Here is a 13,954-nt window from a genome sequence, read left to right as displayed (position 1 = left end):
CGGGTACTAAAATGAAGCAATATCTCGAACTACTGAACGACGTCGTGACCAATGGATTGACCAAGGGCGATCGCACCGGCACCGGCACCAAGGCCGTGTTTGCCCGTCAGTATCGGCATAACTTGGCCGACGGCTTCCCGCTGCTGACCACCAAGAAGCTTCATTTCAAAAGCATCGCCAACGAATTGATCTGGATGTTGAGCGGCAACACCAACATCAAGTGGCTGAACGAAAACGGCGTAAAAATCTGGGACGAATGGGCCACCGAAGACGGTGACCTGGGCCCGGTGTACGGCGAGCAGTGGACCGCCTGGCCGACCAAGGACGGCGGCAAGATCAACCAGATCGACTACATGGTCGACACGTTGAAGAACAACCCCAACAGCCGTCGCATCCTGTTCCACGGCTGGAACGTCGAATACCTGCCGGACGAAACCAAGAGCCCGCAGGAAAACGCCCGCAACGGCAAGCAAGCCCTGCCGCCGTGCCACCTGCTGTACCAGGCGTTTGTGCATGACGGTCACCTGTCGATGCAGTTGTACATCCGCAGCTCCGATGTATTCCTCGGCCTGCCGTACAACACCGCCGCGCTGGCGTTGCTGACCCACATGCTGGCCCAGCAGTGCGACCTGATCCCCCACGAGATCATCGTCACCACCGGCGACACCCACGCCTACAGCAACCACATGGAACAGATCCGCACCCAACTGGCGCGTACGCCGAAGAAGCTGCCGGAACTGGTGATCAAGCGCAAACCGGCGTCGATCTACGACTACAAGTTCGAAGACTTCGAAATTGTGGGCTATGACGCTGATCCAAGTATCAAGGCTGACGTGGCGATCTAAAGCCGGTCTCGGTCAAAAATGTGGGAGCTGGCTTATGTGGGAGCTGGCTTGCCTGCGATTGCGGAGTGTCAGGCGACATCAATGCCTCTGATCAACCGCTATCGCAGGCAAGCCAGCTCCCACATGTATTGTGTGTACACATCAATGCCCGTGGCTTCTGCCCACATGCGAAGGCTCCGCCTCACTGGCCGCCACACTCCCGCTGAGCTCCAGCCGCTGCAAAATCCCGCACTGATCCATCCCCGGCGCGCCGCCGCAGCGTTGGCGCAGGTCGAGCAGTTGCTCCTGCAACGCCAACAACCCGTCGATCCGCGCTTTCACATGGTGGATATGCTCGTCGATCAACGCATTCACACTTTCGCACTGGTCCTGGGGGCTGTCGCGTAGCCCGAGCAGGCTGCGGATTTCCTCCAGCGTCATGTCGAGGCTGCGGCAGTTGCGGATAAAGATCAGCCGCTCGGTGTGCGCCTGGGTGTACACGCGGTAGTTGGCATCGGTGCGTGCCGGAGGCGGCAGCAGGCCTTCCTTCTCGTAATAACGGATGGTTTCGACCTGACAGTCGGTCAATTTGGCCAATTCGCCGATCTTCATCGCAGCAATCTCCAAATGGGTGCTTGACCCTATAGTGGCTACAGGGTCTTTACTTGGCAACAGGCACCTTTACGGACGCGACAGAATGAGCGATTCCATCCACACCCCAAAAAAGCATGATCACAAGCATGATCATGATCACGACCATAGCCACGACCACGGCGCCAAACTGACGCCGGTCAAGCAGCACGACCATGGCAGTCATGGCGACTCCTGCTGTTCCAGCAAGGTTGCGCCTGCCGTGGTCACGCTGAGCGAAGCGCCGACCGCCGGCTCGCGCCTCAGCACTTTTCGCATCGAAGCCATGGACTGCCCCACCGAGCAGACGCTGATCCAGAACAAACTGGGCAAGCTCGCCGGTGTGCAGCAGCTGGAATTCAACCTGATCAACCGCATCCTCGGCGTCACCCATGACTTGCCGAGTACCGCGCCGATCATCGAGGCGATCAAATCCATCGGCATGCAGGCCGACCCCATCGAAGAAGGCACCCCAGCCGCTGCGCCGCCTGCCAAGAAACACTGGTGGCCGTTGGCGCTGTCCGGCGTTGGCGCATTGGCGGCCGAAGTCCTGCATTTCACCGGCGTAGCACCGACCTGGGTCATTGCGCTGGTAGCGCTGGTGTCGATCCTCAGCGGTGGCCTCACCACCTATAAAAAGGGCTGGATCGCCCTGAAAAACCTCAACCTGAACATCAACGCGCTGATGAGCATCGCGGTGACCGGTGCAGTGCTGATTGGCCAGTGGCCGGAAGCGGCGATGGTGATGTTCCTGTTCACCGTGGCCGAGTTGATCGAAGCCAAGTCCCTGGACCGTGCACGTAACGCCATCAGCGGCTTGATGCAGATGACCCCGGAACAAGCCACGGTGCAGCAAGCCGACGGCAGCTGGGTCGAAAAAGAAGTTAAAAGCATTGAGCTGGGCGATATCGTGCGGGTTAAGCCCGGCGAGCGCATCGGCCTGGACGGTGAAGTTACCGCTGGCCAATCCACCATCGACCAAGCGCCAATCACCGGTGAAAGCCTGCCGATTGAAAAGGGTGTGGGCGATAAAGTCTTTGCCGGCACCATCAACCAGGCCGGTTCCCTGGAATACACAGTCACCGCCGCGGCGAACAACTCTACCTTGGCGCGCATCATTCACGCCGTCGAACAGGCCCAAGGCGCACGCGCACCGACTCAGCGCTTTGTCGACAGCTTCTCGAAAATCTACACCCCGGCCGTGTTCCTGTTTGCCCTCGGCGTGGCGTTGATTCCGCCGCTGTTCATGGCTGGCGCCTGGTTCGACTGGATCTACCGCGCGCTGGTGCTGCTGGTGGTCGCATGCCCGTGTGCCTTGGTGATCTCCACTCCGGTGACCATCGTCAGCGGCCTGGCCGCAGCGGCGCGCAAAGGCATCCTGATCAAGGGCGGCGTGTACCTCGAAGGCGGCTATAAGCTCGATTACCTGGCCCTCGACAAAACCGGCACCATCACCCACGGCAAGCCGGTGCAAACCGATTACCTGGCGCTGTTCCCGACCGTTCAAGACAGCGCGCCGGCCCTGGCCGCCAGCCTGGCCGGGCGGTCCGACCACCCGGTGTCGCTGGCCATTGCCAATGCGGCTGTGGATAAAAACCTGCCAAGCCACGTTGTGGATAATTTCGAGGCCCTGGCCGGTCGGGGTGTGCGCGGCGATATCAACGGCGAAACCTACCACCTGGGCAACCACCGCCTGGTGGAAGACCTCGGCCTGTGCTCGCCCGAGCTGGAAGAAAAGCTCTTCGCCCTGGAGAAACAAGGCAAATCCGTGGTGTTGCTGCTCGATAAATCCGGCCCGCTGGCGCTGTTCGCCGTGGCCGACACGGTCAAAGACAGCAGCCGCGAAGCCATTCAGCAACTGCACGACCTGGGCATCAAAACCCTGATGCTCACCGGCGACAACACCCACACCGCCCAGGCGATTGCAGCCCAGGTCGGCATCGACAAGGCTCAAGGCGACTTGCTGCCCACCGACAAGCTGCAAGCCATCGAAACCCTCTACGGCCAAGGCCACCGCGTGGGCATGGTCGGCGACGGCATCAACGACGCGCCGGCCCTGGCCCGTGCGGAGATTGGTTTTGCCATGGCCGCCGCCGGCACCGACACCGCCATCGAGACCGCTGATGTGGCGCTGATGGACGATGACTTGCGCAAGATTCCGGCATTCATTCGTCTGTCGCGGCAAACGTCGAGTATCCTCAAGCAGAACATCGCCCTGGCGCTGGTGATCAAGGCGATCTTCCTCGCGGTCACTTTCCTGGGTATGGCGACCATGTGGATGGCGGTGTTCGCCGACATGGGCGTGAGCCTGCTGGTGGTGTTCAATGGCCTGCGCCTGTTGCGCAAATAGATGATGAGAGGGTGGTGTGCTGAGTGCCGAGCTGAAGGCGTTTTTTATGGTCGCCCGCCTGGGCAGCATTACCCAGGCGGCGAAGAAGCTCGGCCTGAGCCAGCCCACGGTCACCACCCAGATTCGCAACCTGGAAAGCCAGTACGGCGTTGAGCTGTTCTACCGTGGCGGTCGCCGCCTCACCGTCAGCGACGACGGCGCGCGCCTGCTGCCGATGGTCAAGGCGCTGTTGCAGCAGGAAGCCGATATCGAGTTTTTCCTGCGCAACAACGGCCAGGTCCAAGGTGCCTTGAGGATTGCCGCAACGGCGCCTTATTACATCCTCGACCTGGTCAAAGCCTTCCGCGAACGTCTGCCTCAAGTGGACGTGTCGGTGGAAATCGGCAACTCCCAGCAGGTGCTTGAAGCGCTGGACGACTACCGCGTCGATGTTGCCGCGTCCTCACAATTGCTCGAAGACCCGCGCCTGATTCGCCGCGTACTCGGCACCGATCCGCTGGTGCTGGCAGTGCACCGTAATCACCCGTTGGCCAAGCTCGATCACGTGCCGCTCAATGCGTTGGCCGGGCACACGCTATTGATGCGTGAAGTCGGCTCCACCACCCGGCGGCTGACCGAAGAAATGCTGCAGGGCGCTGGTGTGAGTTATGGGCCGTTGCTGGAGATCGGCAGCCGTGAGTCGATTCGCGAAGCGGTGCTGCGCAACATCGGCATCAGCATCATTGCCCGCCAGGAAGTGCCCCATGACCCGCAGTTGCGGGTGCTGACCATCGAGAATGCGCCGCAGATTGCGGAGTATTTGTACTGCCTCAAGGAGAGAAAAGGCGCGCGGTTGCCTGCGGCTTTTCTTGGGTTGGCGCAGGAAATGTCGCCCCTCTGAGGCTGATCGTTCCCACGCTCCGCGTGGGAATGCCGCCCAGGACGCTCCGCGTCCCGTAACGCGGAGCGTTACAAGATGCGTTCCCACGCAGAGCGTGGGAACGATCGGTTACACCAAAATCCACCAATACCACTATCACCGCCTTTTGCCTTCCTGCCACATCCGGGAAGCATTGCCCCCCTAGCATGGCCTTCATCAGTTTGATGAGGTGCCTCCATGAACACAGCCCTGACCAACCCCGGCGCGCCTATGACGGTGCGCGGTATCCAGAAACGCTTCGGCGCCTTTACCGCGCTGGACAATGTGTCCCTGGACGTCGCCGCCGGCGAGCTGGTGTGCCTGCTGGGCCCGTCCGGTTGCGGCAAAACCACCTTGCTGCGCTGTATCGCCGGCCTGGAACGCCAGGACAGCGGTGAATTGCGCCTGGGTAACCGTGATGTGTCTCTACTGCCACCGCAGGCCCGGGACTACGGCATTCTGTTCCAGTCCTACGCGCTGTTTCCCAACCTGACCGTTGAAGCCAACATCGGCTACGGCCTCACCGGCAGTGGCCGCGATGAAGTGCGCAAGCGTGTTGGCCAGATGCTCGAACTGGTCGGCCTGGTTGGCAGCGAAAAGAAATTCCCCGGCCAGCTCTCCGGCGGCCAACAACAACGCGTTGCCCTGGCTCGCGCCTTGGCCCCGGCGCCTTCATTGTTATTGCTCGACGAGCCGATGTCGGCCCTCGATGCCCGCGTCCGCGAGCACCTTTGCACCGAGCTGCGCCAGCTGCAACGGCGCCTGGGCATCACCACGTTGATGGTCACCCACAACCAGGACGAGGCTATGTTGATGGCCGACCGTATTGCCGTGATGAACAACGGCAAGGTCGAGCAATACGCCACGCCCCAGCAAATCTACGACCGCCCGGCCACGCCGTTTGTGGCGGAGTTTGTCGGCCAGGGCAATTGGCTGCCGTTCAGCCGCAACAGCGCCAGCCACGCCCAGGTCGGCGGCATGAACATGCGCTTGGCCGACGATGCCGGCGTGGCCAAGTCCGGGCGCCTGTTCTGCCGCCCGGAAGCCATCAGCGTCAACCCGCCGGTGCATGAAGAAAACCTGTTCCCGGCCAAGGTCCGCGAGATCACGTTCCTCGGCAACCGCTGCCGCATGAGCTTTGAACTGGAGCAACTGCCCGGCCACCCGTTGCTGGCCGAATTGGCCCCGGAAGCCATGCCGCGCCTGGGCGCCCAGGACATCTGGGTGGCCTTGCCGCCGCGCAGCCTGCAGGTGTTTGCCTGAGATGGCGACTGTGATGACATTGCCGCGCCAAGTCTCCCGCGCCGAACATGGCGACCGCCTTTTTGTGCTCGGCGGCAAACTGCTGTGGCTGGTGCTGTTGGGCATCGCCGTATTGCTGCCGTTACTGGCGATCTTCTGGCGTGGTTTCAGCAGCGAGGCCGGGCAGGGCGGTGGGCTGGTCGCGGCGCGAGAACTGCTGACCAGTGCCAACTTCCACTGGCTGCTGGGCAATAGCCTGAAAGTTTCCCTCAGCGTGGCGGCCATCGTCGTACCGCTGGCCTACCTGTTTGCCTACGCCCTGCAACGCACGCTGATTCCCGGCAAGGCGATCTGGCGCGGCCTGTCACTGTTGCCATTGATGGCGCCGTCGATGCTGCCGGGCATTGCGCTGGTGTACTTGTTCGGTAATCAGGGCATGTTGCGCGGGCTGCTCTCGGACAATATTTACGGCTTCTGGGGCATTGTTCTGGGCGAGGTGATCTACACCTTCCCACACGCGTTGATGATTCTGCTGTCGGCGCTGTCGCTGGCGGATGCGCGACTTTTTGATGCGGCATCGAGCATGGGCGCCAGCCCTGCGCGAGCGTTTCGCAGCATTACTTGGCCCGCCACGCGCCAAGCCGTGTTCGCGGCGTTTTGCCTGGTGTTCACCCTGACCATCACCGACTTCGGCGTGCCCGTGGTGGTGGGTGGCGATTACCAAGTGCTGGCGCTGGAAGCCTACAAGGCGGTGGTCGGCCAGCAACAGTTCGGTCGCGGCGCGTTGATCGGCATGGTCCTGCTGCTGCCGGCGCTGTTCAGCTTTGGCGTCGATGCGTGGTTGCGTCGCCGTCACGGTGATTCCATGAGCGGCCGCGCCCAGGTATTTCAACCGGCACCGTCGCGACTGCGTGATGGCTGCTACCTGGCCATCGTGCTGCTGATTTGCGCAGTGTTGCTGCTGGTGTTCGGCATGGCGGTGTACTCGTCGCTGGTGAAGTTCTGGCCGTACAACCTGTCGCTGTCGCTCAACCACTATCAATTCGAAGACACGGCGGGCGGCGGCTGGCTGGCCTATCGCAACAGCCTGACCATGGCCCTGTGCACGGCACTGATCGGCAGCGTACTGATCTTCACCGGCGCCTACCTGATGGAAAAAACCAAGACCCAGAAGGGCCTGAACCTGGCGCTGCGCATGCTCAGCTTTGTGCCGATGGCCGTTCCGGGTTTGGTGCTGGGCCTGGGCTACGTGTTCTTTTTCAACCTCAACGGCAACCCGCTGCATGTGTTCTACGGAACCATGACGTTACTGGTGGTGTGCACCATTGCGCACTATTTGACCACTGCGCAGATGACCGCGACCACGGCGCTGCGCCAGTTGGACAGTGAGTTCGAAGCCGCCGCGCTGTCCCTCAAGGCGCCGTTGTATCGCCATTACTTGCGCGTGACAGTGCCGATCTGCCTGCCCGCGCTGCTGGACATCGTGCGCTACCTGTTTGTGTCGGCGATGACCACCGTGTCCGCCGCGATCTTCCTCTACAGCCCCGACACCATCCTCGCCGCCGTCGCCGTGTTGAACATGGACGACGCCGGCAATGTGGGCGGCGCTGCGGCCATGTCGACCCTGATCCTGTTCACCTCAGCCGGCGTCTCGCTGCTGCTGGCGTGGGCCTCACGTGGCGCGCTGCGCCGCTCCCAAGCCTGGCGCCAGACCGCGCCCGGCCAATAATCGTCCTTGTAGGAGGTGTTCCATGTTCAAGCCCCTGGCGCTGGTCGCTGCGGTACTCACTGCATTCAGCCTGAATGCCTTCGCCAAGACCGAGCTGACCGTGTACACGGCCCTCGAAGCCGAGCAGTTGAAGACTTATAAACAGGCTTTCGAGAAAGCCAACCCCGATGTGGAGATCAAATGGGTTCGCGACTCCACCGGCATCATCACCGCCAAGCTGCTGGCCGAGAAAGATCGCCCGCAAGCTGACGTGGTGTGGGGCCTGGCCGCCTCGAGCCTGGCGATTCTCGATCAGCAAGGCATGCTGGATAACTACGCGCCAAAGGATTTGGACAAGATCGGCAAAAACTACCGCGACGCCGCCAACCCACCGGCGTGGGTCGGCATGGACGTATGGGCCGCGACCATCTGCTTCAACACCGTCGAAGCCGAGAAACAAGGCCTGACCAAGCCGGTGAGCTGGCAGGACCTGACCAAGCCTGAGTACAAAGGCAAAATCGTGATGCCCAACCCGGCTTCGTCCGGCACCGGTTTCCTGGATGTCAGCGCCTGGTTGCAAACCTTCGGCGAGAAGCAGGGCTGGCAGTACATGGACGACCTGCACCAGAACATCGGCCAGTACGTTCACTCCGGCTCCAAGCCGTGCAAGCTGGCGGCTTCGGGTGAATTCCCGATTGGCATTTCGTTTGAATACCCGGCGGTTCAGCTGAAACGCCAGGGCGCGCCGCTGGACATCATCCTGCCCAAAGAAGGCCTGGGCTGGGACATCGAAGCGACAGCAGTGATCAAGGGCACTGCCCACGCCGACGCGGCTAAAAAGCTCGCTGATTTCTCCGCCAGCGCTGCGGCGATGGACCTCTACAAAGACAACTTTGCCGTGCTCGCGCAGCCGGGTATCGCCAAGCCGCAGACTGAATTGCCGGCCGACTACGAGCAGCGCCTGATCAAGAACGACTTCGCCTGGGCCTCGAAAAACCGCGACAGCATCCTGACCGAGTGGCGCAAGCGCTATGACGGTAAGTCGGAAAAACAGTGATTGATCGTTCCCGCGCTCCGCGTGGGAATGCTGCCCTGGACGCTCCGCGTCCGCTCTTGAACGTCGTGACGCAGAGCGTCACCGGATGCATTCCCACGCGGAGCGTGGGAACGAGAGGAACGCATGAGTAGTGATCTCTTAGTCATCGGCGCCGGCATCCTCGGCCTGTCCCACGCCTACGCCGCCGCCAAACGCGGCCTCAAGGTCAAAGTCTTCGAGCGCAGCGCCACGCCGCTGGGCGCCTCGGTGCGCAACTTTGGCCAGGCACTGGTCACCGGCCAACCGCCAGGGCCGATGCACGACCTGGCCCGGGAAAGCCGTGATATCTGGCGGGACTGGGCGCAAGTAGCCGGCTTGCAGCTCAAGCGCAATGGCTCGTACCTGTTTGCCCGTACGGAGGCGGAAGAACATTTGTTGGAAGTTTTTTGCGCCGCTCGCGCCCAGGCGTACGGCTACAACGTCGAGCTGCTGCAAGGCGCGGCGCTGCGGGACTTGTATGGCGGCCAGTTCCGTCATCACCGCGCGGCGCTGCACGGCAAGGATGATCAACAGCTGTATTCGCGCGAAGCGATCCCGGCGCTGATCAACTACCTTCGCCGTGAATTGAAGGTGGAGTTTCACTTCTCCACGTTGGTACGCGACGTCGAACCGGGCCAACTGCACAGCACGGCAGGCAGCTTTCGTGGCGAGCAGATCATCGTCTGCTCCGGCCATGATTACCAAACCCTGCTGGCCGAATCAATTGCCGCACTCAACCCGAGTATCTGCCGCCTGCAAATGCTGCGTGCGCGGCCCGCGATCAATCTGAACCTGCAACACGCCTTGCTCACGGGCTTGAGTTGCGTGCATTACGGCGCCTTTGCCGACCTGCCGGAAGCTGCGCCGGTGCAGGCGCAGATCCTGCGTGAAGCGCCGCACTTGCATGAACACGGCATTCACCTGCTGATCAGCCCGACGCCCCATGGCGAACTGATCATCGGCGACTCCCACGACTACGGCAGCGATGCCTCGCCGTTCAACGCCGAGCAGATTGATGACTGGTTGATCGAACTGGCCGAGCAAACCCTGGGCTGCAAGATCCAGGTGGTGGAGCGCTGGCAAGGCGTGTACGGCTCACGCGGGCCGGCGCCGTTTTCATTCCTGCGTGCGGCACCGGGCGTGAGCTCAGCATTGATGCACAGTGGTGTAGGCATGAGTGTGGGGCCGGCACTGGCCGAGCGAAATATCAGCGCATTGTGGGGCGCGCAAACATGACCCCGGAACAGGCGATAGCCGAAATCTTCGGTTTGTATGAGCAGCACGGCACGGCGGATTACATCGGCGAGCCGGTGTCGCAGATCGAACACATGTCCCAGGCCGCACAGCTGGCGATGGCTGAAGGCTTTGATGATGAAGTGGTGCTGGCGGCGTTTTTCCACGACATCGGCCACCTCTGCGGTCACGGCGGGGAGAACATGGGTGGTTATGGCGTGGTCAGCCACGAACGGTTGGGCGCGGACTACTTGCGCCGCGCAGGCTTCAGCGAGCGCATGGCCAGGCTGGTGGAGTATCACGTGCAAGCCAAGCGTTACCTGACCTTCAGCCAGCCGGAGTATTACGCTCGGTTGAGTGAAGCCAGCCGTCGCACGCTGGGGTATCAAGGCGGCGTGATGAGCGCTGAAGAGGCCCAGGCTTTTGAGCAAGACCCGCTCTGCCAGGTCAGCCTGCGCATGCGTCACTGGGATGAACAGGCCAAGGAAATGCAGGTGCCGGTGCTGGACTTGCAACTGCTCAAGGCCAAGGCTGCGCGGCTACTGGCAGTGTAGACAAGCCTTACGCAACACGCAGACGCAGCGCCTAGAGCCAGGGTTGGCAGATCACTAAGGTGCTTGCTTCTTAACTCTAAGGAGCAACGCTGATGCGTTACTTGAAAGCCACCGCCCACGCCAAGGGCTGCCACGGCCCTGCTGATACGGTTATTTTGCAGTTTTACCAGCATCATGCTGACTGCCCGGATGAAATGATCCACGAGTTCATCGGTGTGGATACGACGGGTAAGGGTGAGGTAGATTTTTTGCGGCTGGCAGATCCGAAACCCGATGCCCACCCTGAAGCGTTGGACGTGGATAAACGTCAGCTTGAGGCCTTCGCCAACAGCTTCTTCAAGCTCAACTGGTTTAACTCAAAGGGCCATTCGCAGCGCGCACTGACCCTCTATGTCGATCATTTCAGCAAAAACCAACGGCCGAACGCGGTAAAGCTCGACTTTTATGAAAGCATTGCGCCAAGAGGCAGAGCGTCGCTGATCTACAAAGCCGCCGCCTATGACGGCGATGGCGATGGGGTGTTGGAGTCGTTTACCAGCAGTGATGTCGACCGCAACGGGGTGGCTGACCAAGCCGATAAGGAATTGATTCGCTCGCTCTGCACCGCATTCCTGGCCTTGGCTTGGTATGAGGTTTAACGGCGTTACGCGTCGTCCAGGCGGGTTGCCAGTGCCTCGACCTGTTCCTGGCGCTCAGCCTGGCTCAATTTGGCGTGCGGGTTGAGCGACGACCATTGTGGGTGAGCACGGGCTTTGTGCAACGCATCCGGCAGTTTCCCTTCGCGCCAGGTCTTGTCCTGGGGCGTGTCGACCTTGATGCTGTGCATCGCCGCGTGGCCGCGCAGGTTCAGGGCCTTGAGCAACTGGCGTTGGCGCAAGGCGAGCAGGCGCAGCACGCTGTCGTCGACGGTCAGCTCGCGTTGGCCCTTGATCTTGCCGAGCAGGCGGCTGCCGTAGCTGCGTGCGGTTTGCAGCGCGCCACCGGCAATCGCACCGGCAATCGCAGCAGCGCCGAGGGTCAGGCCGCCGACCAGCAGGTCGACACCGGCACCGGCGGCCGCGCCTGCGGCAATCCCACCGCCGACGCGCACGCCGAGTTGCTTGAGGGTTTCGGGGTTAAACAGGTCATCGCCCCAGCGCCCGTCCAGCAAGGGTAAATCGCTGGCGGCGGCGTCTTGTGGGCGGAAGCCGAACAGTTTGAGCAGGGCTTCCACACACTTTTGCTCGCGCTGGCGCACGGCCTTGCGCAAGTCGCTGATGGCTTGCTGCTCCTGTTCAGTGACCACGCTGCGCCGGCACGCGGCGCAGTCGATCAGCAGCTCGGCAATCAGCTGCGCCGCGCTTTGCTGGCGTGCGACGCGCTGGGCTTGCTGGTCGAGTATCAAGCGCTCCAATTGCGGCCGCGCGTTTTCCAGCAGCAAGGCCAGGCTTTCATATAAGCGCCGCTCGCCGTCTTCCGGTGGCGCCACACTGTCGAAGCGCACCAGCGCATGCAGGCCCAGGCGGGCCAGGGCTTCGCGCCAGTCCGGCTCGCGGTGGTCGCTGCTGCTGACAAAATTGAGGACTGGCAGTAACGGTTTGCCGCAACTGGCCAGCACTTGCAGCTCGTCGCGGTATTTGGCCAAAACCGGCTCGCGGGCGTCGATCACATACAGGCCGGCGTCCGAGGCCAGCAACTGGCGCAGCACTTTGGCTTCCTGTTCGAAACGCTGACGCGCTTCGCTGCCGTCCAGAAAGCGCGCCAGACGTGCCGGGCCGTCGAGGCGTTCGCCGGGGCGGTCCAGGCGCTCCAGGTAATCGAGCAGGGCGATGGCGTCTTCGAGGCCGGGTGTGTCGTACAGTTCGAGCAAGGCTTCGCCGTCGACTGACAAGCGCGCGCCTTCCACATGCCGCGTGGTGCTGGGGCGATGGGAGACTTCGCCGAAGCCGACATCTCGGGTCAGCGTGCGCAGCAGCGAGGTCTTGCCGACATTGGTGTGGCCGACCACGGCGAGTTTCAGCGGCTTAGTCATGACCAGTCTCCAGCCACGTCAGCGGCGCGCAGTCGGCGAAGGGCACCTCAAGCTGTTGCAGCGCCGCATGCCAATCGCCCAAGCGTTCGGCGTCCAGCGCCTGGCCGGGCGGGGCTTGCAGCAGCCACACGCGGGTGGCGGTGGCGCTGCGGGCCAGCTCGGCGATCAACGCCAGGCTGCCACGGTCGGGCGAGCGGCGGGGGTCGCAGGCAATGGCCAGGCGCGCGGGTGGAAAACGCGTGAGTTGTTCCAGCAGCTTGTTGCGCGATTCGCGGCTGTCGAGGACACCGGCGTTTTTAACGCTGGCCGGCAGTGTGGGCGGCCAGGCGTGTTGGTCATCCAGTTCGATGGCCACCAGCAAGGCGCCGTCGCTTTCCAATTCGCTGACGCCGCCGGTAACGGAGTGCAACTGTTCGGGGGCGGCGTCGTTGACGCCAAGGCGTTCGCTGCTCGGCATCAAACGCTCGCGCAGTTGACTGTAGCCGGGCAAGTTCAGGTCCAGACGCAGCGCCGCGCGCCCACGTTTCCAGCGCCACAGGCACAGCAGCGCGAGGATCAACCGTGGCAGCACGCCGTAGACCAGCAATACGCCTACCAGCCAGGCGGCCCAGGCTTGGCGGGCGCTTTCGATATTCAGTGCCGAATCGCCGCTGGCGCGGATCATTTCGACCGTCGGCACGTTGAAGCCCAGCAGCGCGGGCAGGCTGCCGAGGGCTTGGGTCACGGCGACAAAGGTGTCGGCGCCAAGGATGGTGGTTTCCCACACAAAGCCGTAGCGCCGCGTGGCCAGCAGTGTCAGCAAAATCGCCATGGCGCTGAGCAACGCCAGCAACCATAGGCTGTTGACCAGCACACCGACGGCCCAGCGATTGAGTTTCTGGCGTTGCAGCAATAGCAATAACGCAGGGGCCAGCTGTGCGGCCTTGGCGTCACGTGCGAGTTTTTCGCTGAGCCACAGCCACAGGCGGCCGAGGCTGGCGCTGTGCTCGCCGGCAAACAGCAGGCCCAAGGCCCAGCTCAATAGCAGAATCAGGTTCAAGCCGAGCAGGCTGCCCAAGGCCCAGAACACATTAACCGGCGTCAAACCGTTGCCCAGTGCGGCAAAGGCCAGACCGGCGCCGCTGATCACTGCGAAGATGGCCAGCAACACCAACGCCAAACGCGCACCTTGCAGCCAGCGGGTGAGGGCGGCGGTCAAGCCATCACGTTCGGCCAACTGCAGGGCGCGCTGTTGAATGCGCGTCGGCAAGTCGCCGCCGGCGGTGCGGGCCAGGCGGTTGGCTTCCAGGTCTTCCAGGGGACCGGCGTGTTCTTCACGCAGGCGCACGGTTTCCGTCAGCCAGAGTTTGTGCAGCGGGGTCAGTGCAGTCACGCGTCGTCCTGTTGAGCCAGTGAGCTTGGAGCATAACCGCAGACTCGCGGCTCTGGT

The 13,954-nt window shown here is 62.3% G+C and carries 12 protein-coding genes; 9 read left to right on the top strand and 3 right to left on the bottom strand.

Annotated elements, in window-relative coordinates; all coding sequences use genetic code 11:
• Positions 1–11: 11 nt before the first annotated feature.
• Positions 12–845, top strand: coding sequence for a thymidylate synthase (locus PspR76_RS29050; protein ID WP_106575719.1), 834 nt, complete (start codon positions 12–14; stop codon positions 843–845).
• A 141-nt stretch (positions 846–986) separates the two neighbouring features.
• Here PspR76_RS29050 and cadR read toward each other — a convergent pair whose 3' ends face one another.
• Positions 987–1,436 carry a Cd(II)/Pb(II)-responsive transcriptional regulator gene (cadR, locus tag PspR76_RS29045; RefSeq protein ID WP_159960721.1) on the bottom strand — a complete coding sequence of 150 codons (450 nt, stop codon included), beginning with the start codon at positions 1,434–1,436 and terminating at the stop codon, positions 987–989.
• Positions 1,437–1,521: 85 nt separating this feature from the next.
• Here cadR and PspR76_RS29040 point away from each other — a divergent pair, with 85 nt between their 5' ends.
• The 8 genes from PspR76_RS29040 (at position 1,522) to PspR76_RS29005 (ending at position 11,152) form a co-directional block, all read left to right on the top strand.
• Positions 1,522–3,804 carry a heavy metal translocating P-type ATPase gene (locus PspR76_RS29040; RefSeq protein ID WP_159960719.1) on the top strand — a complete coding sequence of 761 codons (2,283 nt, stop codon included), beginning with the start codon at positions 1,522–1,524 and terminating at the stop codon, positions 3,802–3,804.
• 16 nt (positions 3,805–3,820) lie between these two features.
• Positions 3,821–4,684, top strand: coding sequence for a LysR family transcriptional regulator (locus tag PspR76_RS29035; RefSeq protein ID WP_159960717.1), 864 nt, complete (start codon positions 3,821–3,823; stop codon positions 4,682–4,684).
• A 216-nt stretch (positions 4,685–4,900) separates the two neighbouring features.
• Positions 4,901–5,965: a putative 2-aminoethylphosphonate ABC transporter ATP-binding protein gene (locus PspR76_RS29030; RefSeq protein ID WP_159960715.1), complete on the top strand. Its 1,065-nt coding sequence runs from the start codon at positions 4,901–4,903 to the stop codon at positions 5,963–5,965.
• Position 5,966: 1 nt separating this feature from the next.
• Positions 5,967–7,673, top strand: coding sequence for a putative 2-aminoethylphosphonate ABC transporter permease subunit (locus tag PspR76_RS29025; RefSeq protein WP_159960713.1), 1,707 nt, complete (start codon positions 5,967–5,969; stop codon positions 7,671–7,673).
• 22 nt (positions 7,674–7,695) lie between these two features.
• Positions 7,696–8,709 carry a putative 2-aminoethylphosphonate ABC transporter substrate-binding protein gene (locus tag PspR76_RS29020; RefSeq protein ID WP_159960711.1) on the top strand — a complete coding sequence of 338 codons (1,014 nt, stop codon included), beginning with the start codon at positions 7,696–7,698 and terminating at the stop codon, positions 8,707–8,709.
• 123 nt (positions 8,710–8,832) lie between these two features.
• Positions 8,833–9,963, top strand: coding sequence for a TIGR03364 family FAD-dependent oxidoreductase (locus PspR76_RS29015; RefSeq protein WP_159960709.1), 1,131 nt, complete (start codon positions 8,833–8,835; stop codon positions 9,961–9,963).
• Positions 9,960–10,514 (top strand): phosphonate degradation HD-domain oxygenase, encoded by a 555-nt coding sequence (locus PspR76_RS29010; protein ID WP_159960707.1) that lies wholly within the window; start codon positions 9,960–9,962, stop codon positions 10,512–10,514. Before PspR76_RS29015 ends, PspR76_RS29010 begins: the two co-directional genes overlap by 4 nt.
• Before the next feature lie 92 nt (positions 10,515–10,606).
• Complete coding sequence (locus tag PspR76_RS29005; protein ID WP_159960706.1) at positions 10,607–11,152, top strand: hypothetical protein; 546 nt, start codon at positions 10,607–10,609, stop codon at positions 11,150–11,152.
• Positions 11,153–11,157: 5 nt separating this feature from the next.
• Here PspR76_RS29005 and PspR76_RS29000 read toward each other — a convergent pair whose 3' ends face one another.
• A complete protein-coding gene (locus PspR76_RS29000) occupies positions 11,158–12,525 on the bottom strand; it encodes a DUF3482 domain-containing protein (RefSeq protein ID WP_159960705.1) in 1,368 nt (455 codons plus the stop codon).
• Entirely contained in the window at positions 12,518–13,897 is a 1,380-nt protein-coding gene (locus PspR76_RS28995) for a DUF2868 domain-containing protein (protein ID WP_159960704.1), read from the bottom strand. Before PspR76_RS28995 ends, PspR76_RS29000 begins: the two co-directional genes overlap by 8 nt.
• Positions 13,898–13,954 lie beyond the last annotated feature (57 nt).

The sequence above is a fragment of the Pseudomonas sp. R76 genome (genome assembly GCF_009834565.1).
In the GTDB taxonomy this organism is placed as follows: Bacteria; Pseudomonadota; Gammaproteobacteria; order Pseudomonadales; family Pseudomonadaceae; genus Aquipseudomonas.
The sequence above is the reverse complement of the archived record's forward strand: the minus strand, read 5'-3'. Positions and strand labels throughout refer to the sequence as shown.

What these genes read in the sequence shown, in the direction of transcription:
- PspR76_RS29000 (WP_159960705.1), bottom strand. Translation starts at nt 12,525, where the DNA reads ATGACTAAGCCGCTGAAACTCGCCGTGGTCGGCCACACCAATGTCGGC.
- PspR76_RS29040 (WP_159960719.1), top strand. Translation starts at nt 1,522, where the DNA reads ATGAGCGATTCCATCCACACCCCAAAAAAGCATGATCACAAGCATGAT.
- PspR76_RS29005 (WP_159960706.1), top strand. Translation starts at nt 10,607, where the DNA reads ATGCGTTACTTGAAAGCCACCGCCCACGCCAAGGGCTGCCACGGCCCT.
- PspR76_RS29050 (WP_106575719.1), top strand. Translation starts at nt 12, where the DNA reads ATGAAGCAATATCTCGAACTACTGAACGACGTCGTGACCAATGGATTG.
- PspR76_RS29010 (WP_159960707.1), top strand. Translation starts at nt 9,960, where the DNA reads ATGACCCCGGAACAGGCGATAGCCGAAATCTTCGGTTTGTATGAGCAG.
- PspR76_RS29020 (WP_159960711.1), top strand. Translation starts at nt 7,696, where the DNA reads ATGTTCAAGCCCCTGGCGCTGGTCGCTGCGGTACTCACTGCATTCAGC.
- cadR (WP_159960721.1), bottom strand. Translation starts at nt 1,436, where the DNA reads ATGAAGATCGGCGAATTGGCCAAATTGACCGACTGTCAGGTCGAAACC.
- PspR76_RS29030 (WP_159960715.1), top strand. Translation starts at nt 4,901, where the DNA reads ATGAACACAGCCCTGACCAACCCCGGCGCGCCTATGACGGTGCGCGGT.
- PspR76_RS29025 (WP_159960713.1), top strand. Translation starts at nt 5,967, where the DNA reads ATGGCGACTGTGATGACATTGCCGCGCCAAGTCTCCCGCGCCGAACAT.
- PspR76_RS29015 (WP_159960709.1), top strand. Translation starts at nt 8,833, where the DNA reads ATGAGTAGTGATCTCTTAGTCATCGGCGCCGGCATCCTCGGCCTGTCC.